At 69.1% G+C, this 23,472-nt stretch carries 21 protein-coding genes and 2 pseudogenes; 7 read left to right on the top strand and 16 right to left on the bottom strand.

The genetic code is table 11. The features are described from left to right. Positions 1 to 1,384 (top strand): helix-turn-helix transcriptional regulator (locus ABZ914_RS03790; RefSeq protein WP_500191446.1); only part of this gene is annotated, 1,384 nt, incomplete at its 5' end. Positions 1,385 to 1,463: 79 nt separating this feature from the next. Beyond that, on the top strand, positions 1,464 to 2,633 hold the full coding sequence (locus tag ABZ914_RS03785) for an FAD-dependent monooxygenase (protein ID WP_500191445.1): 1,170 nt from the start codon (positions 1,464 to 1,466) through the stop codon (positions 2,631 to 2,633). A 177-nt stretch (positions 2,634 to 2,810) separates the two neighbouring features. Here the strand turns inward: ABZ914_RS03785 and ABZ914_RS03780 are convergent, their stop codons facing one another. Beyond that, on the bottom strand, positions 2,811 to 4,214 hold the full coding sequence (locus ABZ914_RS03780) for an MFS transporter (protein ID WP_500191444.1): 1,404 nt from the start codon (positions 4,212 to 4,214) through the stop codon (positions 2,811 to 2,813). An 84-nt stretch (positions 4,215 to 4,298) separates the two neighbouring features. Between ABZ914_RS03780 and ABZ914_RS03775 the strand changes: the two genes are divergently transcribed. Next, positions 4,299 to 5,141: a helix-turn-helix transcriptional regulator gene (locus ABZ914_RS03775; protein ID WP_500191443.1), complete on the top strand. Its 843-nt coding sequence runs from the start codon at positions 4,299 to 4,301 to the stop codon at positions 5,139 to 5,141. A gap of 332 nt (positions 5,142 to 5,473) precedes the next feature. On the opposite strand, the gene ABZ914_RS03770 is transcribed toward ABZ914_RS03775, so the two are convergent. The 4 genes from ABZ914_RS03770 to ABZ914_RS03755 all read right to left on the bottom strand — a co-directional run bounded on the left by ABZ914_RS03770 (position 5,474) and on the right by ABZ914_RS03755 (position 10,204). Beyond that, positions 5,474 to 7,558 carry a WD40 repeat domain-containing serine/threonine protein kinase gene (locus ABZ914_RS03770; RefSeq protein ID WP_500191442.1) on the bottom strand — a complete coding sequence of 695 codons (2,085 nt, stop codon included), beginning with the start codon at positions 7,556 to 7,558 and terminating at the stop codon, positions 5,474 to 5,476. A 178-nt stretch (positions 7,559 to 7,736) separates the two neighbouring features. After that, positions 7,737 to 8,600 (bottom strand): hypothetical protein, encoded by an 864-nt coding sequence (locus tag ABZ914_RS03765; protein ID WP_500191441.1) that lies wholly within the window; start codon positions 8,598 to 8,600, stop codon positions 7,737 to 7,739. 123 nt (positions 8,601 to 8,723) lie between these two features. Beyond that, entirely contained in the window at positions 8,724 to 8,960 is a 237-nt protein-coding gene (locus ABZ914_RS03760) for a hypothetical protein (RefSeq protein ID WP_500191440.1), read from the bottom strand. Between the two features lie 116 nt (positions 8,961 to 9,076). Beyond that, positions 9,077 to 10,204 carry a serine hydrolase domain-containing protein gene (locus tag ABZ914_RS03755; RefSeq protein ID WP_500191439.1) on the bottom strand — a complete coding sequence of 376 codons (1,128 nt, stop codon included), beginning with the start codon at positions 10,202 to 10,204 and terminating at the stop codon, positions 9,077 to 9,079. A 395-nt stretch (positions 10,205 to 10,599) separates the two neighbouring features. On the opposite strand from ABZ914_RS03755, the gene sigJ reads away from it, so the two are divergent. Next, positions 10,600 to 11,541, top strand: a complete 942-nt coding sequence (sigJ, locus tag ABZ914_RS03750) for an RNA polymerase sigma factor SigJ (RefSeq protein ID WP_500191438.1) — start codon at positions 10,600 to 10,602, stop codon at positions 11,539 to 11,541. 83 nt (positions 11,542 to 11,624) lie between these two features. Further along, on the top strand, positions 11,625 to 12,563 hold the full coding sequence (locus ABZ914_RS03745) for an NAD-dependent epimerase/dehydratase family protein (RefSeq protein WP_500191437.1): 939 nt from the start codon (positions 11,625 to 11,627) through the stop codon (positions 12,561 to 12,563). Positions 12,564 to 13,306: 743 nt separating this feature from the next. Here ABZ914_RS03745 and ABZ914_RS03740 read toward each other — a convergent pair. Beyond that, on the bottom strand, positions 13,307 to 13,894 hold the full coding sequence (locus ABZ914_RS03740; RefSeq protein WP_500191436.1) for an XRE family transcriptional regulator: 588 nt from the start codon (positions 13,892 to 13,894) through the stop codon (positions 13,307 to 13,309). A gap of 171 nt (positions 13,895 to 14,065) precedes the next feature. Here ABZ914_RS03740 and ABZ914_RS03735 point away from each other — a divergent pair, with 171 nt between their 5' ends. Further along, positions 14,066 to 14,686: a dihydrofolate reductase family protein gene (locus tag ABZ914_RS03735; RefSeq protein WP_500191435.1), complete on the top strand. Its 621-nt coding sequence runs from the start codon at positions 14,066 to 14,068 to the stop codon at positions 14,684 to 14,686. 15 nt (positions 14,687 to 14,701) lie between these two features. On the opposite strand, the gene ABZ914_RS03730 is transcribed toward ABZ914_RS03735, so the two are convergent. The 3 genes from ABZ914_RS03730 to ABZ914_RS03720 form a co-directional block, all read right to left on the bottom strand. Beyond that, positions 14,702 to 15,211, bottom strand: coding sequence for a TetR/AcrR family transcriptional regulator (locus tag ABZ914_RS03730; RefSeq protein ID WP_500191434.1), 510 nt, complete (start codon positions 15,209 to 15,211; stop codon positions 14,702 to 14,704). 167 nt (positions 15,212 to 15,378) lie between these two features. After that, the gene (locus tag ABZ914_RS03725; protein ID WP_500191433.1) at positions 15,379 to 16,023 is read right to left on the bottom strand and encodes a hypothetical protein; all 645 of its coding nucleotides are present in this window, start codon (positions 16,021 to 16,023) and stop codon (positions 15,379 to 15,381) included. 474 nt (positions 16,024 to 16,497) lie between these two features. After that, the gene (locus ABZ914_RS03720) at positions 16,498 to 16,788 is read right to left on the bottom strand and encodes a hypothetical protein (RefSeq protein ID WP_500191432.1); all 291 of its coding nucleotides are present in this window, start codon (positions 16,786 to 16,788) and stop codon (positions 16,498 to 16,500) included. A gap of 342 nt (positions 16,789 to 17,130) precedes the next feature. On the opposite strand from ABZ914_RS03720, the gene ABZ914_RS03715 reads away from it, so the two are divergent. After that, complete coding sequence (locus tag ABZ914_RS03715; protein WP_500191431.1) at positions 17,131 to 17,814, top strand: hypothetical protein; 684 nt, start codon at positions 17,131 to 17,133, stop codon at positions 17,812 to 17,814. A 62-nt stretch (positions 17,815 to 17,876) separates the two neighbouring features. Here the strand turns inward: ABZ914_RS03715 and ABZ914_RS03710 are convergent. The 7 genes and pseudogenes from ABZ914_RS03710 to ABZ914_RS03680 form a co-directional block, all read right to left on the bottom strand. After that, a pseudogene (locus ABZ914_RS03710) lies at positions 17,877 to 18,223 on the bottom strand (ATP-binding protein). 152 nt (positions 18,224 to 18,375) lie between these two features. Continuing rightward, a complete protein-coding gene (locus ABZ914_RS03705; RefSeq protein ID WP_500191430.1) occupies positions 18,376 to 19,662 on the bottom strand; it encodes a DUF2716 domain-containing protein in 1,287 nt (428 codons plus the stop codon). Between the two features lie 102 nt (positions 19,663 to 19,764). Beyond that, positions 19,765 to 20,124, bottom strand: a complete 360-nt coding sequence (locus ABZ914_RS03700; protein ID WP_500191429.1) for a hypothetical protein — start codon at positions 20,122 to 20,124, stop codon at positions 19,765 to 19,767. Between the two features lie 73 nt (positions 20,125 to 20,197). Continuing rightward, a complete protein-coding gene (locus ABZ914_RS03695) occupies positions 20,198 to 20,914 on the bottom strand; it encodes a hypothetical protein (RefSeq protein ID WP_500191428.1) in 717 nt (238 codons plus the stop codon). A gap of 849 nt (positions 20,915 to 21,763) precedes the next feature. Continuing rightward, positions 21,764 to 22,033, bottom strand: coding sequence for a hypothetical protein (locus ABZ914_RS03690; RefSeq protein WP_500191427.1), 270 nt, complete (start codon positions 22,031 to 22,033; stop codon positions 21,764 to 21,766). A gap of 39 nt (positions 22,034 to 22,072) precedes the next feature. Then, a complete protein-coding gene (locus ABZ914_RS03685) occupies positions 22,073 to 22,981 on the bottom strand; it encodes an MBL fold metallo-hydrolase (RefSeq protein ID WP_500191426.1) in 909 nt (302 codons plus the stop codon). A gap of 20 nt (positions 22,982 to 23,001) precedes the next feature. Then, a pseudogene (locus ABZ914_RS03680) lies at positions 23,002 to 23,472 on the bottom strand (hypothetical protein); the annotation flags it as partial.

Here is a 23,472-nt window from a genome sequence, read left to right as displayed (position 1 = left end):
GCTCGCCTTCGAGTCCGGGCGGCCCCTGGACGCCGCTCGCCTGCTCTGCGAGGGGGTCGAGACGTTCACGGCCGCGGACGAGGTGACGAAGCTGACCATGCTGGGCTGGGCGGCCGTCTACGTGTGGGCCGGCCGCCCGCACCCGGACCGCCTGGCGCTGGCCCGCCGCATCGAGGACCTCGCCCCTGAGCTGCCGGGCCCCCTCGGCGCGGTGCACGCGATCGCGCGGGACGTCCGGCTGATGCTGGAGGGCGACCGGGTGGCCGCCACCATCGCCCCCTACAGCCTGGGTCAGGAGGAGGACCTCCCGTTCGATCTCCGCGTGCTCTCGGTCTACCTGGGCTTCGGACGCGGCGATGTGGACGGCATGTACCGGGACGCGCTCCGTCTGGTGGACGCCTGCCGTGCGGCGGGACGCATCGGCCGCATGCCTCAGGCCATGGGGATGCTCGCGATCGCCGAGCTCGCGACCGGGCGGCACCCGTCCGCCCGGTCCACCGCGTCGGAGGGTCGCCGGCTCGCCGACGACGTGGAGCAGCCGCACTGGTCGCACTACCTGTCCGGGGTGGACGCGTGGCTCGCGGGAGTCGCCGGTGACGAGGAGCGGTGCCGGGCCCTCGCGGAGGAGGTGCTGGCGGCGGACGATGCCTGGATCACCGGGTACGCGTGGGCGACCTGCGCGCTCATCGCCCTGGACTCCGCGCTGGGCCGCCACGACCGGGTGCTCGACCGGTTCGACAAGGCGATGACCGGGCCCGCCCGGGATGTGTGGCTCTGGCGCTACATGCATCCGGACTATGTGGAGGCCGCCGTCCGGGCCGGCGACCCGGAGCGGGCGCGGCCGGTGGCGGCGCGGCTCGCCCAGTGGGCGGAGGCGATCGGGCAGCCGTGGGCGCGGGCGGTGTCGGCCAGGTGCCAGGCCATGCTGACCGAAGGTGACGCCGCGGACCTGTACGAGCAGGCGTTGGAACTGCACCGGCGCGGTGACCAGCCCTTCGAGCAGGCGCGTACGGAGCTGGTCTACGGAGAGTGGCTGCGCCGCCACAATCGGCGGGCCGACGCACGGGCGCAGCTGCGCTCCGCGATGGCCGCGTTCGACCGGCTGGGCGCGTGCGCCTGGTCCAGGCGGGCGGCCGCGGAGCTGCGCGCGAGCGGGATCTCGCTGCCGGAATCGTCGGCCGGCGACCGCGCCCGCGATCCGCTCGCGGCGCTGACTCCGCAGGAGCTGCAGGTGGTCCGGCTGGCCGCGACCGGAGCCACCAACCGGGAGATCGGTGCCCGGCTGTTCCTTTCCGCTCGCACGGTCGCCTACCACCTGTACAAGGCCTTTCCGAAGCTGGGCATCGCCTCGCGCGCCGAGCTGGCCAGATATGTGTCGACCTAAGCGATCGTCATGACGGCGGCGGCGACTACCGTCATTCGACGGACGCGGCAGGCACCCGGCCGTCCGTAGCGTCGGCGCCATGAACCTTCCCACGCACACCGACGTGTTCGTCGTCGGCGCCGGCCCGGTCGGCCTGGCGCTCACCGCTTCGCTCGCCGCCAAGGGCGTGTCCACGATGCTGATCGACAGGCAGGCCGAGGGCGCGAACACCTCGCGGGCGGCGGTCGTGCACGCCCGCACCCTCGAAGTGCTCACCGAGCTCGACGTCACCGAGAAGCTGGTGGCACGCGGCATCGTCGTCCCGCACGCGACGATCCGTGAGCGGGACCGGGTCCTTCTGCATGTCGACTTCGGTGATCTGCCCACCGAGTACCCGTTCGCGCTGCTGATCCCGCAGGACGTCACCGAGCGGATCCTCCTCGAGCGGCTGGTCGGCGCCGGCGGCCGGGTGACGCGCCCCCGCGAGCTCACCGCGCTCTCCCAGGACGCCGACGGCGTCACCGCCACCTTGGCCACCGGCGAGCGGATCCGCGCACGGTACGCCGTCGGCGCCGACGGGATGCACAGCCTGGTGCGGGACCAGGCGGGCATCGCCTTCCGGGGCGACACCTACCCGCAGTCGTTCGTCCTCGCCGACGCGTACCTGAGCGGGGACGTGCCGGACGCCGAGATCCGGCTCTACTTCTCCCCGGAGGGCGTCACCGTCCTCGCGCCCCTGCCCGGTGGCCGCCACCGGATCGTCGCCACGGTGGACGAGGCTCCCCCGGCGCCCGGCCACTCGCACGTCCAGAGCCTGCTGGACACCCGCGGCCCCCAGGCGCGCCCGGCCGCCGTCGAGGAGATCGTGTGGAGTTCCCGCTTCCGGGTGCACCACCGTGTGGCCGAACGTTACCGCGCCGGCCGGATGTTCCTCGCCGGCGACGCCGCCCACGTCCACAGCCCGGCCGGCGGGCAGGGCATGAACACCGGCTTGCAGGACGCCTTGAACCTGGCGTCCAAGCTCGCCGCAGTGATCCGCGACGGTGCCGACGAGATCGTCCTCGACGCCTACGAGACCGAGCGCCTGCCCGTCGCCGAGGAGGTCGTGTCCTTCACCGACAAGATGACCCGCGTCGCGACCGTGGACAACCCCGTGCTGCGAGCCGGGCGCAACACCGCCCTGCGCGCCCTGGACTGGATTCCCGCCGTCCACCGCAAGCTGGCCATGAACCTGTCCGAGCTGGCCCTCGATCCCCAGCACAACCACTGACACCCGGCGCGCGCGATGTGTGGACGGCGCTGGCGTTGCTCTTGTGCAGCCGGGCGTTCACCACCCGAGAGCCGGTGCGGGCGGTGAAGCACTGCTCGCGGCGGCCATCGCCGCCCTGCTGGCTGGGAACCCGGTCGACGGCCGGGCTTGGCGACCGCTGACGGCTCGCGGACGATGTCACGTTCCCGGGCGGGAGCGGCCGATGAGTACGAGGCCGCTGATGGTGGCGAGCACGGTGATCGACAGGTAGATCAACCCGGCCTGGAAGCCGCGGTCGGCGGAGTTGAAGTACACGATGCCGATGATCGCGATACCGAGCGCCCCGGCGAGTTGCTGGCAGGTGGCGAGCACGCCGCTGGCCGCGCCCGCGTGGTGTGCGGCCACGCCGGCCAGGACCCGGCCGATCAGCGGCGCCATGACCATGCCCTGCCCGAGGCCGTTGACGGTGAGCAGCACGCTGAGCGCGAGCCGGTCCGAGACGAGGGCGTACTCCCCCGCATAGGCGGCGAGCAGCAGCACGGCGCCGGCGATCAGGGAGCGGTCTCCGAACCGGGCCGGCAGCGGCCGGGCCAAGAGCGAGGTGGCGAAGAAGCCCAGTGCCAGCGGGGTGACCTGGAGGCCCGACTGCACCGGGGACAGCCCTTGGACATGCTGGAGCTGCAAAGCGAGCACGAAGAAGAACGAGCTCATCCCGGTGTAGAAGGCGAAGACCGTGAGCAGGCCCGCCCGGAACGCGCGGTCGGCGAACAGGCTCGGCGGCACCAGCGGATCGCCGCCCTTGCGCGCCGTCCGGTGCTGGTGCCGGCCGAACGCGCCGAGGACGAGGACCGCCGCCACGAGGCTCGCGTACGACCAAGCAGGCCAGCCCTGCACCCGCCCCTCGGTCAGGGGAAGGATCAGCAGGACGAAGCCGGTGAAGGAGAGCGCACCACCGGCGACGTCCAAGCGGCTCCCGATCGGAGCCGCGAACGGCACGAGGGGACGCACCGCGGCGAGCGCGATGACACCGACGAAGATGTTGATGAGGAAGCACCAGCGCCAGCCCAGACCGGCGAGGTCCGCGCTGATGAGGCCGCCGCCGAGCAGCTGCCCGAACGCGGCCGCCAAGCCCAGCGCCAACCCGTAGAAGGTCATCGCGCGCGGCCGTTCCCGCTCGCCGAACATGTGCTGGATCAGCGTGAGGACCTGCGGGAACAGCAGGGCCGCGGCGGCGCCCTGGGCCGCTCGGGCGAGCACGAGGGCGTTGGCCGTGGGAGCGATCCCGCACAGCAGGGAGGCCGCGGTGAAGCCCGCCATGCCGAGGGCGAATGCGCGGCGCCGCCCCCACCGGTCACCGAGCCGCCCGCCGATGATCAGTAGCGCGGCGTAGGGCACCGCGTACCCGGCGACGATCAGCTCGGTCTGCCCGCTCGTCGCGTGCAGATCCGTCTCGATCGACGGGATGGCGACGTTGACGATGAAGAAGTCGAGGATCGGCATGAACACACCGGTGAGCACCACGACGAGAGCGAGCCACCGCCGGGCGCCATCGCTCTCCGCAACCCTGTGGGCCGGCGACTGGAGGAGCGTTCGAGAGGTCATGGGAGCAGCCTCGTCCCGCCGCTCCGCGCCATCCAGATTCCGCTCATAGCGGTACAACAGGTACCAGGCTAGGGTGATCACGCCATGCCGAACTCTCCGGAGCGCCGCCGAGAGCTGGCCGGCTTCCTGCGAGGCAGGCGGGAGCGTCTCTCCCCGCAGGCCGCCGGGCTGCCATCCGGCGGGCGCCGCCGCACGCCGGGACTCCGCCGCGAGGAGGTCGCCGTCCTCGCGGGCGTCTCACCCACCTGGTACACGTTCTTGGAGCAGGGCCGCGATGTCCGGGCGTCCGTCCAGGTCCTGGAGGCCCTTGCCCGCTCACTCCAGCTCGACGCCGGTGAGCGCACCCATCTCTTCCTGCTGGCCCATGGCGAGCACCCGCCGCTCGCCGTACCGGAGGTCGAGACGGTGGACCCGGCGCTGGCTCCGCTGCTCGCGCTTCTGGAACCGAACCCCGCGTACGTGACCGGCCGGCGCTGGGACGTACTGGCCGCCAACCGTCCCGGCCGGGCACTGTTCACCGACTGGTTCGCCCGCCCGCCCGGCGAACGCAACATCCTGGTCTACATGTTCACCGACCCGGCCGCCCGCGAGCGGCTCGTCGACTGGACGGGCGAGGCGCAGGCCCTGCTCGCGCGGTTCCGTGCGGCAGCAGGACGGTATGTCGAGGACCCCGCGTTCGTGGAGCTCATCTCCCACCTCCGCGACGCCTCGCCGGAGTTCAGGCAATGGTGGTCCCGCCACGACGTCAAGACCCGCGACAGCGGAACAAAGGTGCTGCACCACCCGGCCACCGGCCGAATGACGCTCACCCATACGGTGCTGCACACCGCCGAGGCACCAGAGCAGAAGCTCGTCGTCTACTACGCCGAACCCGGCAGCCAGGACGCCGAACGCCTAGCCCACCTCCTCCCCCGCGAGCGGCCCTGACGACCCCGAATGGGTGTAGCTCTGGCGGCCGGGACAATCGGTCTTCCTCAGCCTCCAGACGCGACTGCACAAGCTCGGCGATCCACCGCCGCGCCTCGGCCTGCCGCCGCGCCGCCCCTCCTGCGACGACCCCGGCCGTCCGCACACCATCGCGCGCTGCACCCCCGTGTGTTCTCGCACTCCGACGGCGGCCCGGCCAGCCTCTTCGCGCACATGGATGACCTGGTCCGCGTTCGCACCATCGTGACCTGAGATGCGGCACCGTCGCAGGAGGTGACGACCCGGCTGCCGGCCCCGGCGACGTCGGTCGACAGGCCCGCGTAAGCGCGGCCCTAATCCGTCCTCTCCAGGATCATGACGATATCCGCGCTCGCAGCTGCCAGGAGCGAACCGTCCGGACTGAAGGTCAGCTCACTGACATAGTGCGGAGTCCCTATGAAAGGAACCAGCTTCCGTTTGCCGTCAAAACTGGAAATCCGGGAACTTGTTCTGGCGTTCCAGATCCGCACGGTGTTCCGGTCATCGGTGGCAAGGGTCCGGCCGTCCGGGCTGAACACGACCTCGCTGACCGATCCCTTGCTCCCGGTGAGGGTGGTGACAAGGGCACCGGTCCTGGCGTTCCACACCTTTATCGTCTTGTCCCAGCTGCTGGTGGCCAGCCTGGAACCGTCTGGACTGAACGCCGCCGCGCTGACCGTGTCCTTGTGTCCTGTGAGCGTGGTGATGAGGGCACCGGTCCTGGCGTTCCACATCTTCGCGGTGTGGTCCCCGCTGGTGGTGACGAGCATGGAGTCATCCGGGCTGAACACCGCGTCGCTGACGTAGTCGCGATGACCGGCGAGCGTTCTGACGAGTGCACCGGTCTTGGCGGTCCACAGCTTCGCCGTCCACACCGGAACACCAGGAACGGTGACCAATAATGAGCTGGCCGAGTTGAACCTCACCTTCCAGTTCACGCCGGACGGATCATTGATCGTGGCGATGAGAGCACCGGTCCTGAAGTTCCACAGCTTCGGCTTCTCCGAGCCCGCGGTCACGAGCCTGGAGCCGTCCGGGCTGAACGCCAGAGTTCCGACGCCGTACTCGTGGCCGGTCAGGGTGGTGATGAGCGCGCCGGTCCCGGCGCTCCATACCTTCACGGTGTCGTCCGAGCCCGCGGTGACGAGTCTGGAACCGTCCGGACTGAACGCCACCGAGGTGACCGCCTTCGTGTGTCCGTTCAGCGTGGTGATGAGCGCGCCGGTCCTGGCGTTCCACACCTTCGCGGTGCTGTCCGAACTCCCGGTGGCCATTTTGGAGCCGTCCGGGCTGAACGCCAGCGAGGAGACGAACTTGTCGTGTCCGCTGAGGGTGAAGCGAACACGGAAGTGCCGGTCCTCGCTCCCATCGCCTCTGATGACGACGAAGGGGACCACTACCAGCGCCGCCGCGACGGCGGCTGCGATGACGAGGGTGCGCCGCGGTATCAGCGGGGCCGACGAGATGCGTGCAGCGGTGTCGGGTTCTAAAGGTGAACCGCGTTCCACGGGCGGATCGCCACGCCGTGGGACGGGCCGCAGCGGCACATCCGGACGCACAGGAGGCACGCCCGCGTCTTCGGAGCCGCGCAGACTGGCGAGTACCTCTTCGGCGGAACCGGGACGCCGGCCGGGCTCTTTGGCCAGCAGATCCAGGACGAGGCGGTTCAGGGCTTCGGGGATCTCCGGTCGGTCCGTGCTCGGCGCCGCCGGCTCCGCATTGAGATGCTGCCCCATGAACGCGTCGACCGACGGGCCCCGGAAGACCGGGTGCCCCGTCAGCAGGACGTACAGGATCCCGCCGAAGGCGTACAGGTCCGTGCGGTCGTCCACCGGGTCCCCACGCCACTGCTCGGGAGCCATGTACGCCGGAGTACCCGCCTTCCGGCCATGAAGGGTGTGCGCCGCCGACGCCTCGGCGATATGAGCGATGCCGAAGTCGCAGATCTCGACCTGGTCCCCGTCCAGGAGCATCAGGTTCGCCGGCTTGAGGTCCCGGTGCACGACGCCGTGCTCATGGGCCGCTGCCAGCCCTTCCGCGATCCGCGCGGCCAGCGTCACCGCCCGCGGCACGGGAAGCCCGTGCGGATGCCCGGCCATCTCCTCAGCCAGGTCCTTGCCGCGCAGGAACTCCATGACCAGGTACCACTGGCCCTCGTACTCGCCGAAGTCGTCGACCGCGGTGATGTTGCGATGGTTCAACCGGACCGCGATCTTCGCTTCCTGCCGGAACTTGCTCAACCAGACCGGGCCGCTCGCGGCGACGTCCCGGTGCAGGAACTTAACGGCAACGTCGCGGTCCCGCAGCAGATCGACCGCCTGCCACACCTGCCCGAAGCCTCCGCCGCCCAGCGCCCGTTCCAGCCGGTACCGGCCGGCGATCCGCAGCCCCGGCTCCACCCCACCACCCCCGCGCACGATCCGCGAAACAGCACCCGATGACGACAAGATCAGACAATCACGAACAAGTGGGACTGTCCCTCAAGATCGCATGGACGCGTGGGCGCCGCAGCCGTCGATTTGGGAGAGCCGAAGGAGGCAGGCCCCATGCCATTTCCCGGCCAACCCGCAAGGTCGGCTAGGTGAATCTGTGATACCAGGAGTCCGTTTCCCAGTCTCTCCGATCGCGCTCGTACACCTCCTCTGGAGCGAGCAGGTCGGCCGCTCCGGTGAGACGGAGGAATTCCGCGTCGAGACAGTTGTCCCAGTCGTCTGCGGACCGGTGCCGCCAGTCCGGGTCCGGATCGAGGCACGCCTCGTCCGGCTGGAACGACGCCCAATGCACGACCCGGCCCCGCCAGCGATACTCGATCAACGTGGCGGTCGAATCGTCGTGGGTCAGAGAGTCGAGCCAGGACGGGTGGATACTCGTCAGTTCCTCGCCGTCGATGCTCGGGGTGGTCGGCGTGGGCAGAGGCAAGTCCGCCGGGTCCGGGGGCGGCTGAACCGTGGTGGGCGTGGCGCTGGGCCCGGGCCCGACGCGGGGCGAGCGGTTGTTGCCCGTCCGGTAACTGCCCGCGACCCGCACTCGCCAGGTGCCATCAGGGTGCCGTCGCCACGACGCTTCCGGCGCCCTCGGCGGCCGCCCGTCCGCGGTGGTCACGCGGACCTCGTCGAAGCCGTACCGGCAGAACCGGCTCGGCCCGTCGGCGTCGTGCCAGATCACATCCTGGGAGCCGCCCTCGTCGAAGCGCCGTACCCAGATCGCGCTGTAGGCCCATCCGACGTGGTTCTCACAGAACTCCCCCAGGCCATTGCCCTTGCCAGACCCGTACTGGACGTCGACATAGCGTCCTTGTGGCCCGCGTCGGTTACAGACCGGGACGTGATAGGACCCGCGGGGACCGAGCAGCATCCAGGCGATCCACTGTGCCTCGACCTCGTCTATCCGGCTGTCAGCCCGTGCATACACTCGCGCGAAGTCCGTGAAGATATTCGACACCGAACAAGTGTGCCCGTCCCCCAGCAGCTCCCTCCACATGATTCCTCGGAGCCCGTTTCGCCGGAGCGGATCGTCCAGCCAGGCTTCCAGCTCTCACCGGTGGTTGTGAACCATGGCTTCAGATCAGGTCGGCAGGGTCTCGTAGTCGCGTGCCAGGCGGCGGTGCTCGACGCCATTGCCGAGCGCATCCGCACGCGGATGGGCGACCGAGCATCGCGCCGTTACCTGAGCGTCCTTCATATCGGACAGCGCGCTGAACGATAGTGACCAGTCGGTGGATTCATGGACGTGGTCGAGCGGTACCTGGACTGATCGGCGTGTGGCTGAGGGGCGGGCCGCGTTGCGAACGGCCGCGAGCACCGGATCCTTTCCCGGAACACTCGCCACCCGGGACGACGCCCCAGGTCACTGGAACGACCCGTTCGGCCGGCTGTTCCTGCAGACCCTGGCCATGCCCGGCAATCTCGGCTACGTCGTCACCTTGAGTGGCGGTGAACACCGGAGCAAAAGGCCGCATTGAGAAACGCCATGGCGGCGGGGGACGGATCGGTTGCACGGTAACGATTGATCGAGAGCGCGACCTGACGGCGGGTGTCGGTGGAGGCGAAGGCGATCGTGAGATAGCCGGGGATGCCGCCTCCGTGGCCGTGGATCCGGACACCGCAGCTCAGCGTGGTCGATTCGATGCCGAAGCCGTTGTCGCCGGCCGTCATCTGGCGGAGCAGGTCCGGACGTACCAGGCGGCCGCCGAGGAGTGCGGCGAAGAAGCGGTTCAGGTCGTCGGTGGTCGAGACGATCTCCCCGGCGGAACCTGCCATGGTGGGGTTGAGGACGGTCATGTCGTACGTGACGTCGCGGCCGTCGCGCCGGACTGTCACGTAACCGTTCGCGTGCGGGGCGGGCAGCCACGGATTCGCGCCTGGCAGGAAGGTGCCGCCCAGGCCGAGCGGGACGATGATGCGGCGGGTGATCTCGGTCCGGAAGGACCGGCCGGCGGCCTTCTCGATGATCATGCCGAGCAGGATGTAGTCGTTGTTGGAGTAGCTGTAGTGCGTGCCCGGTGGGTTCGGGTCACGTGGCAGCCCGTTCGACAGCCGCGCCAGTTGGGTCAGCGTCCACGTTCGCCAGCGGTCACGCGGCAGGCCGTCGTCGTCGACCAGTGCCCCGACGGGGTCGGGCAGGCCGCTGGTCTGGTTCAGCAGTTCCCGGACGGTGACGTCGCCGGCGCCTCCCTTGACCAGGCCGGGCAGCCAGTGTTCGACGGAGTCGTCCAGGCCGACCCGGCCCTCGGCGACGAGCTGGAGCACTACGGTCCCGGTGAACGGCTTGGTCACGCTGCCCGCGCGGAACCGGCCGTTCAGCGGGGGCGGGGCCGGGCGATCCAGCCGGGCACGGCCACTGGCGCCGCGCCAGGTGGTGCCGTCCCGTCTGACCTCGGCGACCGCGCCGGCCTGGCCGGTCGCGACCACCTTGTCGAGCGCCGTCTGCAGGGCGTCGTCACGGGCAGCGGCGGCCGTCGCGGCGTCCGCCATGGCGGCGGTGGTGGTGATGATGATGACGGTGGACGCGATGGCGGCGGCGAATCCGATGCCTTTGAGTCTCATGTCCCCAGAGCGTCGCAGGGCGCCCCGCGATCGACATCAGGGGTATCCCTAGGTTGTCCCCGAATTGATCGGGCTGGCTCCTCCTCGCGTCGTAGACCACGAATCCGACGCGGGAGGGACCACCAACAGCACCTGCTCAGGCAGCCGCGAGGACCAGCGGCACCAGCGGTTCGCGGCGGCCTTCACCTTCGCCCGCACGGCGGTCCCCGGAATCTCGCCCGACGAGCGGGACCGGCTGACGGCGCTGCTGCGCACAGCACTGGGCTGGCGCCTGTCCAACTCGGCGCCATGGGCGGTGAGCCGAGGGAGAGCATCGTGGTCAGCATCCGGATCGCCTTGAGCGATGAGCAGGACCGTCACCTGGTGGAGGCGCCGCGGACGATTAGGATCAGGCCATGCCTCTGACGGCGCAGGACGTCGACCGCTTCGAGATGGCGAGGCCCCGTCTGGAGGCCATCGCCTACCGCCTCCTCGGCTCCGCCTACGAGGCGCAGGACGTCGTCCAGGAGACGTTCCTACGCTGGCAGGCCGCCGACGTCGACCGGGTCGAGGTTCCCGAAGCCTGGTTGACGAAGGTGCTCACCAACCTGTGCCTCAACCAGCTCGCCTCCGCCCGGGTCCGCCGGGAGACCTATGTCGGCCGGTGGCTCCCCGAGCCGCTGCTCGCGGGGGACCCTATGCTCGGCCCGGCCGACACCGCCGAGCAGCGCGAATCGGTGTCGTACGCGGTCCTCACCCTCATGGAGCGCCTGTCCCCGAGCGAACGGGCCGTCTACGTGCTGCGGGAGGCGTTCGACTACCCGCACCGGGAGATCGCCGAGATCCTCGATATCACCGAGGCCGCCAGCCAGCAGATCTTTCACCGTGCCAAGAAGCACGTCGCGCACGGCAAGGCCCGCCGGGAGATCGACGAGGCGTCCGCCTTCCGGGTCGTCGAGGAGTTCCTCGCGGCCGCCGCCAGCGGCCAGACCGGTGAGCTCGTACGCCTGCTCACCAAGGACGCCGTCTCGGTCGGCGATGGCGGAGGGAAGGTCCCGGCCCGCACCAGGGCGTTCGAGGGGGCCGCCGCGGTCGCGCAGTTCATGCGGGCCCTGTTCAAGCCCGCCGAGGCCAAGCGCGCCATCGTCGGCGGCTCGTCCGAGATCTACGCCTGGGCCGCCAACGGCGAACCCGCCGTGGTGGCCGTCGTGGAGGGCCGGGTCGTCGCCATCATGTGCCTGGAGGTCACCGCCGAGGGCATCACCGCCTGCAGGACCCAGGCGAACCCCGACAAGCTCGAACGCGCGACCGAGCAGTGGGCGGCAGCCGACCACGGCCGGCCCCTGCTGGTGGTGTGACGTGGTTCACATCTAACTCCTGTCAGCAATCGGCGGGCCATCCGGTTCAAGTGGCGAACCCGAACCGGAGAGCGAAGGAGCCGATGATGAGAGTGCTGGTGGCAGGAGCGACCGGAGCGATGGGCAAGGAGCTGCTGCCACGTCTGGTCGACGCGGGGCACGAGGTGTTCGCCATGGTCCGCAGCGAATCCGGCAAGGCCGCGGTCACGCGGATGGGCGCGGTGCCGGTCATCGCCGACGCACTCGACGGCGCCCAGGTCGGGAAGGCCGTCCGGGAGGCGAACCCGGAGGTGATCGTCAACCAGCTGACCGCCATCGGGCATATCGACACCCGCCACTTCGAACGCAGCTTCGCCGCCACCGACCGGCTGCGGATCGAGGGCACCGACAACCTGCTCGCCGCCGCGCGCGACACCGGAGTGCGACGGTTCATCGCCCAGAGCAACGGCGCGTTCACCTACGCCCGGACCGGCGGCCCGGTCAAGACCGAAGAGGACCCCCTGGACCGCTCACCGGTCGCCCAGATGGCGTCGATGATCGCCGCGGTCGAGTACATGGAGAAGGCCGTGCTGGGCGCCGACGGGATCGAGGGGATCGTGCTGCGCTACGGCGCGTTCTACGGACCCGGCACGTCCATGGCGCCGGGCTCGGAGCAGCTGGAGATGATCCGCAAGCGCAAGTTCCCGGTCGTCGGCGACGGCGGTGGGGTGTGGTCGTTCGTCCACATCGCCGACGCCGCCGACGCCACGGTGGCGGCGGTGGAGAACGGCGGCCGCGGTGTCTACAACATCGTCGATGACGACCCCGCCCCGGTCGCCCAGTGGCTCCCGGAATTGGCCGCGATGCTCGGCGCCAAGAAGCCGCTGCGCGTGCCCCGGTTCATCGGACGGCTGGCCGCCGGTCCCGCCGGCGTCGTGCTCATGACCGAACTGCGCGGCGCGTCCAACGCCAAGGCCAAGCGCGAACTGGGCTGGACGCCGTCCCACCCCAGCTGGCGCCAAGGACTCCGGGCGGGGATGTGACCTGCTGAGCGTCATCGCCGCCCGGGCCGCCGGGCCCGATCCGGCGCGCACCCGGCGGCCGCGCGTCGCGCACAAGGCCCTCCACTGGATCGACCGGACCCTCGCGAGCACGCCCGGGCCCCGACACGAGGCAGATGCACGATGGAGCGAAAGCAAGATCCTCGCGTGATCGTGGCCGGGGCCGGAATCGGCGGCTTGGCGGCGGATGGGACTCGAGCTGCCGCGCACCTCGGCCAGGACCCGGTGCGCCGCCGGCGGCTCACCGGCAACACGTGGATAGCTGACGATCCCGCGCCACTCGCGTGTCCGTTCCTGCCAGACCCACGCCAGGAGGCAGGCGGACTGGATGTCCCGCCCAGTCCCCTGCCTGGTCCAGCGGCGGGCACGAGACCACGCCCTCCCAGCGCACGGCGGGGAGCATATTGCCTGCTCACGCGTAGGCCATCAAAGGGAGGCGCCGACACGTACGTCGCGCGCGTGTGGGCGCCTCCCAAAACTCCCGAAACACTAGGTGGCCTCCTGGCCAGGGTCGAGCGTGACGGCCTCGACTTCGTCCAGCAACACGCGCAGTTCGGCGAAGCGGCGCGGCGAGCGGCGCCGGACAGGGAATGGAAAAGACTCCCGGTACCGCGACCCGGTGGTCTGGGCGGCGGTATTCCGGATCGGGCGTGCTGGTGTCCTGCTGTATTTGACCGTGTCGTATTCGGCCCGTGAGCAGCGACCGAACCTGCACGACCGGACATTCAGCCCGCGTCGTCCGGTGCCTCTTCCATCTCGACTGCCCGGCTGTGCAGTTTCGCTCCGTCGAGGTTGAACAGGCACAGCACTTCGAGGACCTCGGGCCCGGGGTTGCCGAAGCCGTGCGGCACGCGCGTATCGAACTCGTCGGCGTCGCCGGCGGCGACGATCATCTCGTCCTCGCCGAGGAGGAGCCGCATCCGTCCGGCGATCATGTAGATCCAGTCGCATCCCGGGTGAACCCATTGCCTGATCGGCTTCTCCGGCGCCGGCGGGTGCACCTGCTTGAAGGCCTCCCACGCCCCGGAACCGCTGGACAACGGCATCGTGATGACGCCGTCCCGGACTCGCGGACGCGGGTGGATCCGGGGGTCTCCGAGGGCAGGTGCACCGACGAGGTCGTCGAGCGGCAGCCGGTAGAGCCTCGCCAGCGGCATCAGCAACTTAAGCTTCGGACGCCTGTTCCCCGACTCGAGCCGAGAGAGCGTGCTGACCGAGATGCCCGTGGCATCCGACACCGACCTGATGGTCATGCGCCGCGACTCCCGGATCGCCCGCAGCCGGGGGCCGACCGCGGACAGATCATCCCCCATGCTCGATCTCTTGCCCTTTCGTCTCACGACGCTGCCAGAACAGCGTGGTCTTCCGGACGGACAGGATTACCCCATCTCCATGCCATCCGGAGAAGGCCGGTCAGCGGCGCCGCGTTGCTGTTTCGGCACGCATGATTGCCACGACACGCCCGGTGCGCCCACGATGGGCACATGAGGCTGACGACGATGACGCAGATCACCGTGGACGGTGTGATGCAGGGCAACGGTCACGCGACTCCCGAGGAACTGGCGAGCGGATTCACGCGGGACGGCTGGGCGCTCGGGGCCTTCGCCGATGACACCGGCGAGATGATCATCGCCACCTATCAGCGGGCGGATGCGTTCCTGTTCGGGCGGCGCACGTACGAGATGTTCGCCGAGACCTGGGGCACCCGGCCGGAAATGCGGGCGCACCCCATCGGGGTCGCGCTCAACGAGTCGCAGAAGTACGTCGCATCCAACAGTCTCCAGCAACCGTCGTGGGGACCCGTCACACTGCTGTCCGGGGACGCGACCACGGCGATCAAAGAACTGAAGGAATCGTCATCGGGCGAAATCCAGGTGCACGGAAGCGCGACCCTGATCCGCTCGCTGCTCGCCGCCGACCTCATCGACGAACTGACCCTGCTGGTCGTTCCCGTGCTCCTCGGACAGGGCATGCGGCTGTTCCCAGACGACGGCCCCGCCGCCGCGCTCGAGGTCATCAGCTCCCACACCGACGCAAGAGGCGTCGGCGTGCACGTGTACCGACCGGCCGGACAACCGGAACTCCACCCGGCGCGACCCACGTAGACAGACCTGTGAGACTCACCGGAACCTGAACAGCCGGCACTGCCGCTCCAGTTCGGGTCGTTGATCGCGCCCGGGCCGCCGTCGCCGGCGGCGTTGACCTGCTGGCCCTGGTAGGAGCCGCGGTCGCCGTACCGGTCGATGAGGTAGGGCTGGAAGAAGCGCCGGTCCCCGTTGTTGCGGGTGGAGGAGACGGCACTGGTGATGATCTGGTCGGTGGCGGAAATGATGCAGCAGGCTGGTGTGTGTGATGCCCGCGTGCTCGGCGATGTCGCGGAGCGAGGACCGGGCGGAACCGTACTCGGCGAAGCCGTCGCGCGCGGCGCGGACGATGTAGGCCCGCCGGGCAGCCGTCTTGGCGTACGGCCCGCGCGGCCTCGCTGAACTCACACCGCCTCCTTCACCGTGCGTCCGCCTCGTCCGGAGGCGAGGTTTCGACCGGCGACCCCGGAGGCCGCGCACAGTCGTCGCCAGCTTTCGCGGCGCCGCCCGTATGTCGTCGAGGGATGTGTGCGCTTCGATCGTCATCGCCACCTCGATGTCGCCGTGCCTGACGATGTCGTGGGCGACGTTGGGCGCGATGCCCAGGTGGAGCAGCAGCTAGAGGCAGGTATGACGAGGCAATCCCCGACCGCCGGGTCATTGTCCCGGAGCGACCTGAGGCAGGACGGCGGATCGTCGTCGAAACGGCCGTCTCAGGGCTTCAGCGTTGCCGCGATCTTGCGTGCGGCGGCATAGACCAGGTTGAGCTGCCGACTCCGCTGGTCGTCGGGCGACTGCACCCGTACCTCCACCAGAAGATTGCGGACTCTGAAGACCACCTCGGCCCCGGAGTAGTGCAGGTAGCCGTGCAGGTTGGACTGCATGTACGTGTACCTGGCGAACGCCTGCTCGCCAGGACCGGTCAGCGCACTGAAGAAGTGCTTGAACTTCGCGTCATTCTCGCTGAACGCCGGGCTGTGGGCCTGGCGGGCCAACGCATCGTACCTGCGAACGGCTTCGGCCACCGCCCCAGCGTCCGTCGACTTGGGAACGGCAGTGGCCCTCACCTCGTAGGTCTTATACCCCTCCCCCACCTCTCTGACATGCTCGCACGCCCCGTCGTGTTTGACCGGATCGGTGAAATCGCCCAGCGACTGCAGTAGCTTGCACGGATCGGGAGCGTGCGAGAACAGCGCTGAGTCCGTCAACGAGTCGATAGGGCGGACCGGGGGAGTCTTCGTGAACGCCTCGGCGATCGGACCGCCGATGGGCGGCTCGTAGAAGAACTTCCACCACGTTGCTGTTGCAAGCGCCAGCGGCAGGATGAAGGCCGCTACTACTGCCGTGCAAATGATCATATTCCGCCGCACCTTGTTGATCTTGCCAGCTCGCCGGCTGTGGCGTGGCGTTTAGCCGGATCAGGTAGAAGGCCTCCTTCTCGGCGGGTGGTGTGTGGCCGATCCCACCGTGGATCCAGGTGGTGCTGTACCAGGCCATGTACTCGCCGGCGGCTGGCTCGGCACCAGACAGGTTCTTACACGGTCCGCACGGTTTGATCAGCACGGTCTTGTACAGCCCGATGGTCGACTCCATCAGAGCGTCGTCGAGTGCGTCATTCACGGTCACGTGCGGCATGGGTCTACATCAGGTCAGCGGTCATAACGGCCGAGATCGGAATGACTCCCAAGCCGACAGCGCGGTTGGATCCGAGCGGGGGTCATTCAGCAGAGAAGTACAGCAACAGTGGCACACAACGACTTACGCGACCTTCCACCGGCGCGCGTCACGGCCTAGGCAGGACCGCGAAGACCCAGGTCGCCGATGGTTCGCATTCAGGTGACGGCGCGGCAAGCAGTTATCGTCGGAGTGTGGACGAGGCCGAGGCGAGCGAGGATCTCTAGCGGGACCACGTGCGCTGGCGAGTAGCCGCCGAGCAAGACCGAGACACGTTGGCTCGTCTCATCGAGTACGACGCAGATCCGTTCGAAGTAAAGGTGGACGAGTTCGCGGCCGCCCCCCAAACGTTGCGCATCGACCGTGCCCAGCGGCGCTGCGCCGCGCAGCACGAGCGGCACGTCCAGCGGTTGAAAGAACGACGTCGGCGGGTCGATCAGTGACGGCAACGACCGCAGCCAACCGGCACCACGGACGTAAGTCAGGCACCGTATGACATCGGCGGGCGCCACCGCCGCAGGAAGGTTGCCACTTCTGGACCGCATCCGCGCGCGCTGGGCCGACATGCTGCCCGTCGCCAGCTCCCTCGCCACCGGCCGGGTCCGCGCGTACGACCTGATCCGGATGCTGTCGGCGGGCCGCTCTCCTTCGCGTGCAGGCCTGGGTACGGATAGACGCGCAGAGGTACCTCGTGTCGATAGGCTCCGTCAGTCGGTGTCAAGTGGGTGGGATCCAGTCTGGGGTTGGCTGCTGGGGCGGCGGGGGCTTCCGGGTGCTCGTTATCCGGTTAGATGCTGTTTGTGACTGCTCATGAGGTGGCTCGATCGCTGCCCGACATCGATCGGCTGCGGGATCTGTGCCGGTCGGTGGCCGTGCTGGAGGCGATTTTGAGCCCCGTCTGGGAGAGCCGGTATTGCTCCTTCTCTGCGGGCTGGTCGCCGGAGGAGGAGATGGCCTCGATGAGGAACGGCTCGGGGGATGAGTACTCGATCGTCTTCTCGGCGGCTGGTGCCTATGTCCGCGGGTTCGCTCACGAGTCGGTGATGAGCCCGTATGCGAACGAGGGACCTTGGCCAGGGGTCCTGGACTCGGTGCCGGAGGTTTTCGGGTCGTGTGTCCAGGAGCCGGCCTTCTGCGACGAGATCGGACTGCCTTTGGTCACCGCGTGTCTGTGGCGCGGAACCGATGATGACCGCTGGCACGTGGGTGAGATCGACTACCCCGACGGTGAGAACGATGCCGATGGAGCGACCCGCCTCTTCGGGCTGCTCACCGATCCTGTCCCTGAGACGTTCCAGCGCTTCGCCGAGAACTATTACCAAGTTCCGGTCGATCTGGAGGCGGTGCGTCACATCTATTCGCTGCGCCCATTGACCGAACGAGTGATCGCCGCACTGAATCCCGAGATCACCTTGGCTGACCTGGCTGAGGATCTGGACGAGGCCAGGTATCGCGCTGAAATCGGCGAAGCCTGAAGAGCCTCCAGCCGGCGCCGGTCGAACCTGCCGTGGGTGCCGACGGGCTCGCCTGCCGGATGTCACGCGGCGGTCTCGGTGTTGACGGCAGCGAGGCGGTTCTTGAGGCGGTAGCTGGGGCCGTTGATGGCGATGACCTCGCAGTGGTGCACGAGCCGGTCGAGGATGGCGGTGGCCAGGACCTCGTCGCCGAATACGCCTCCCCATTCAGAGAAGGCCTTGTTGCTGGTCAAGGGGATCGCCCCTTCTCATACCTTTGGGAAGTCATCTGGAAGACCAGGTCGGCTTCGTCGTGGGCCAGTGGCCGGTAGCCGAACCCGTCGACCACCAGGACGTGCGGGCGGAGATAGACGCGCAGTTTGGTGGCGAGCCAGCCGATGGTGTCGGCGGCCTTGAGTCGGCGGACCATGTCGTCCAGCGTGGTGAAGTAGACGCTGAACCCGACACGAACGCCAGCGTGGCCAAATCCCGGACTTTGCGGACGTCCAGTTCGAACTGGCGGGAAGAAGCCGTGGTCGTCGAGGGATGGTTCGATAGTGGTTTGACCTAGGTCATTGAAACCTAAGCCGGGTGGGAGGTCTGCGAACCGAAAGTCCAGGTCTCACCGCCGAGTAGTCGGTCCAGGTCGTCCGCGACCCGTGTGAGGAGGTCTTCTCCGAAGACAACAAGGGTTTGTTCCGCGTAGTGGGCGAACGTGCCCAGGCGGGCGTCCGCCGTGGCGAGGAACTGAAACTCATCATCAGCGATGGCGCTTCCCGGCCAGGACGGCTGTCCGGGGCCGCCGACGCGGTGCGGGTCGAACTCCCATCCATTGAGGTAGGGCCGGTACTCGTACACCCATTCGCCGGTTCGGACGCAGGCGCGCAGACCGCGTTCGATAACGCTTTCGGCGGCCGCGATCACCGGGTCGTTGCGGCCGCCCAACAGGCCGTAGAACCAGCGGCGCGAGTCGACTGGCGTGCGATAGCGTCCTCTGCCGCTGTCATAGTCGAAGCCGACGCGGGCTTCGCAGCGGCGCGGGATCTGCCCGTCCTCGCCGTTGTAGAGCGAGTGCCTTGCGGGCGGGGTCGCCGCGGGTTCGCCGGGCGGGGTCCAGTGGTGGGCTCGTACGGTCGTGATTTCACGAAATCCGGTGGCGAGCAGAACGTCACGCACCTGCCCGTCGGCGTCGGCGGCCAGGAACTGTTTGGGCGGCGGCCGGAACCGCCACAGCGGTAGCCGAGCCAGGAGTTCGGGGCGAGCTGCGGTCAGCCCTCCGATGACGGCGTAGGCGGTGTCGGAGACGTTCTCTAGCCAGCAGGCTGCGATGACCGTTCCGCGGTGGGTCAGCACACGGACCTCGACGTCCCAGTACGGGATGGAGCGCATTGCGTGCCAGGTCGCCAAGGGGAACCTGTGCGGGCCGGTTCGTGCCGCAAGGTCGAGTGCCTGCTGCGCCTGCGGTTCATCCCACCGGACCGATCTGGTCTCACATACCGGCTCCGGCTCGGGGAAATCGAGCTCGGCGACCTCACCGACCAAGACACTGCGCTCCCAACCTGCGGCGAAGCCGGCCGCGTCGAGCGCCATGCTCAGGTGCGACGCCGCTGCGTCGTGGTGGAACACACGCCACTCCACAGGTTCCGCACATGCGGCTGCGGATGCCTGCACCTGCTGGACAAGCCGCACGACCGAAGCCGAGTCCTCCACCTTCAGCGGGCGGTGGTCAACGACGCAGTGGGTGCCGTAGTGCGTAAGGTTCAGCGGGCCGATCCGCTCTACGACGGTGCCAAGTCGCGGAGGCTTTCGATCGTGATTTCGCAGCGTGCCGTCGTGCTCCGCCAAGAGCTGCCCCGTATCCAACGCCACGCCGGCATTCAAGCAGGGCGATGCCGGGGACACCACCGCTTGATGCCTGGCTCTCGGGTTCGTCCGACGGCAGGAAGGCTGGGCAGCGCGGCACGTTGATCATCAGCCGCACTCCCGAGATCGCGCCGACCGGCCTGGAGGAACAACAGCCGGGCGCGGCTGCAGGCGTTGGAGATCCACTGGGTGGCGAACCGCAGCTCGGCCCCCGTCGTAGCCGTCCCATGCGTCGGCCAGCCACCCCGCGGTGCTGGTCGCCTTGGCGATCGACCCTTTGAAAATCAGGGCGGCAGAGGCCCCCGGTTGGGTCTGGCCCCGGCCGGTGTCGGCACAACATGTCGTGTGGATCGGATCAACCCTGGCACTGCGTTCGGCTCGGGTGGCCAGCAGCCCGACCAGGTAGCCGATCGACGCGGCCTCGACGAGGACGGCGCCGACGTCGCCGCCGGCGCCCGAGCTGATCACCGGCCGATTCGCCCCCGACCAGGGCGTTCCCCTGCCACGGCGCCGCGGAGCCCGAGAGCCTCCCCCATCACTCTTAGCCCTGGGGTTCCTCGTCCGGGAAGGTCACCGTGACTGCCACCGTCCAGGGCGCCCAACCGCCCTTGCAGCACTCCAGCTCCACCACCAAGGGATGCTTGGCTCGATCGAGTCGCCACTCTTCTGCGGTGCTTCTCCATCTGACAGGCGGGCTCGTCCGGACCATGTAGATGTCTTGGCTCTCCCCGACTTGCAGGGCGAACGAGTAAGAGATGCGGCCTGTGTTGAACACATAATCCGCCAAGATGACCTCGTCCCGATCGCGCATTTGGAACTCCAGCGAACGGTAGACGTCGAAGGTCGGTGGCCGAGGGCGCCAGGGGCGGGCGGGACCCTCATCTCGAATGCTGGCGCAGACGTAGTCCAAGCCACCGAGGGCCGAAGGCGCCGTCAACTCGATCCACAACTTGACACTGCCGAAAGTGTCACGCCGCGCGGTGAGGGTGAACTGAGGGGTCAGCTCCTCGTGCCGTCGGTCGAGCTCGATTTGGCTGGCGGTGTGATCGGCGGTGGCCGACCTGTGCGCTGCCCGCCAGGCCGCAATGCTGATGGTGGTGCTGAGAGCGGTGCCGACGATGGAGACGGCGAGGCTGGCAGCAGCGATCGGGTCCACGACGGGACGGTAGCCACCGCGGCCAGCAAAGAGCGGCAGATGGCGGAATCCGGCCGCCTCGACGCGGCAGGTGAACCTGAATGACTGCGAAGTGTTCTGCACGGACCGCGATGGGACAGCGCCCTCGTTCCGTGGAGCAGGGAACGACGTAACGCTCCTGCTCCGGCCCTCGCCCCTTTCAGACGGCTCGATCAGCCGGCCTGGCAGTAGCACATGTTGTCCTCCGGCAACATGTGCCGCGGTGGCCGCGTCCGGGACCCAGGGATTGGGGAAGGCGACGATCGTGACTGAGCGGTCGGCGCGCCGCGGGAACCCGGCGGGGGCGGGCGGACAGTCCTGGCATGTGGAGACCAATGCACGCGCCCGGGTCCGCGCCGGAGACCCGGACGCCTTCAGGGAGCTGTTCGACGAGTACGCCCGCTCGGCCTACCACCGCGGAAGGCGACCGGTGCGGCAGCGCCGACACAAACGCCCGGTCCGCCGTAGCGAATCGCACCCGCTTTCCGGCAGGCCGGCGCTCCAGCACGGCGATCTGATGCCGCAACACCAGGATCTCGGTGTCCTCGTCCCGATCGGTCATTGGAAGCAGACGCAGCACCGCGAACGCGTTGGGCACGGTCATGTAGGCCAGTCGCAACAGCAAAGCCGCCCATCATCCCGCGGCAACCACCTCGCCGCGGCCTGTCGTTGCTACTGATCAAGCCCCGCGTCGGAGCCCACCCCCTGCGCCTCTCAACTGCACGGACGTAGTTTTCGGCAGGCACAAGGTTCGTGTTCGCTGACACGGGGTTCGCCGGACGCCTGGTCGACTGGGCCGCCCAGACCCTGCGCACCACGATCCACGTCGTCCGCAAACCCGCCGATCAGAAGGGCTTCGCCGTGCTGCTTCGCAGGTGGGTGGTCGAACGGACGCTTGCATGGCCCACCGCACACCGGCGCCTGGTCCGCCGACTACGAACGCCACCGCACCACCAGCGAAGCCATGATCCGCTGGCCGCCATCGGCCTCATGACCCGCCGCCTGGCCCGCGCGGAACGCCGTGGCGGCTTCGAGCGCGGCCTGTCCGGTCGTCACCTGGTGCATCGAGGATGCATCGGACGGGATTTCGCCGCGCGGCGCGCTGCCGTCCGGTGGGGTCGGCAGCGCGGTGGAAGCCTGCCTGCCCCTCTCGAGACCGGACCGCCTGCTGAAGGCCGACGCCGCGCCGGGCGGAGGGAGCATGCTCCGGCCTCGGTCCGGCCGTTGGGGCGGCAATGTTCGTCAGGCCGCGGGGATGTGGGAGAGCCGGTAGGCGTCACCATGGGTGATCACGTGGCCGGCGGTGGGCGGTGGGAAGTGGGTGCCCAGCACGAGGGTGCCGCTGCCGGCGAGCGAGGCGAGGAGCTGCCGGCGCGTGGCCTCGGACTGTTCGGGGTCGATGTCGACGCACGAACCGATCGCGGGGTGGGCGAACTGGACCGGGTGGTGGATGCAGTCGCCGGTGATCAGCGCCGTGGCGCTCTGGCGGGTCAGCTGGACAGCGATGTGGCCGGGGGTGTGCCCGGGGGTGGGGACCAGGAGCAGGCCGGGGACGATCTCGACGCCTTCGGCGGGGACGTCGATGGTGTCGAGCAGTCCCGCCTGCTCGATCGGGATCACGGAGTCGCGGAACATCTGCTGGCGCGGCTCGTCCATGTCGTAGCCGGCCCAGAAGTCCCGCTCGACGCGGGAGGTGAGGTAGCGGGCGTTGGGGAAGGTGGGGACCCACTCGCCGTTCGCCTCCCGTGTGTTCCAGCCGACGTGGTCGGTGTGCAGGTGGGTGAGGATCACCAGGTCGACCGTTCGCGGGGCGAATCCGGCGGCCGTGAGGCGTTCGAGGTAGTCGGTCCGCAGGTCGTGCCAGGCGGGGTTGGCTCGTGTCTTACCGTTGCCGATGCCGGTGTCGACGAGGATGCGCAGTCCGTCGACGGTGAGGGCGAAGCTGTGGCTGTCGATGTGCAGGGTGCCGTCGGAGCCGGCGAAGTCGGGGCGCAGCCAGTCCTGGCGGTCGACGACGTCCGGGGTGGCGTCGGGCAGCAGCCAGGGTCCGGTCGCGGGCGGCAGGAGAGTCTCGTCGATGCGGTGGACGGCGACATCTCCCACGTTCCAGGAGGGGATGGTGGTGGTCTTGCCGGCGGATGAGGTGCTCACGATGGTCACTCCCTTGGTCTTCAGCGGTGGACGTCTGCGGCGGTGGAGATGGAGATGGCCCTGCGCCGTGACACGGTGAGTGCCGACGCCGCCGCAACGGCGAGGAGGACGGCGCCGATGGCGTAGGCGTAGGCGGCGGTGCGCAGTCCGAAGTGCTGGGTTGCGGCGCCCGCGGCGATGGCGGGCAGGCTCATGGACAGGTAACTGAGGACGTAGTAAGCGGCCAGGGTCGCGGCGCGGTCCCGTTGGCGGAGCGAGGCGAGCAGCATGTGCAGCGCGCCCTGGGAAACGGCCCCGAAGGCGACGCCGGCCAGGGCCGCGCCGCCGTAGACGGCGGGCAGGCCGGCGCCGTGCAGGCCGAGCAGGCTCAGGGCCGCGGACGCGATGACGGTCAGGCTTCCGCCGGTGGCGGCGGCGGGCGGCGCCGGCCGCCGCCACGGCCGCCCGGGGGGCGGGGGGGCGGGGGGGGGGGGGTGGGACAACAACGCGGC

This window comes from Spirillospora sp. NPDC046719 (assembly GCF_040645715.1).
Lineage (GTDB): Bacteria > Actinomycetota > Actinomycetes > Streptosporangiales > Streptosporangiaceae > Spirillospora.
The sequence above is the reverse complement of the archived record's forward strand: the minus strand, read 5'-3'. Positions and strand labels throughout refer to the sequence as shown.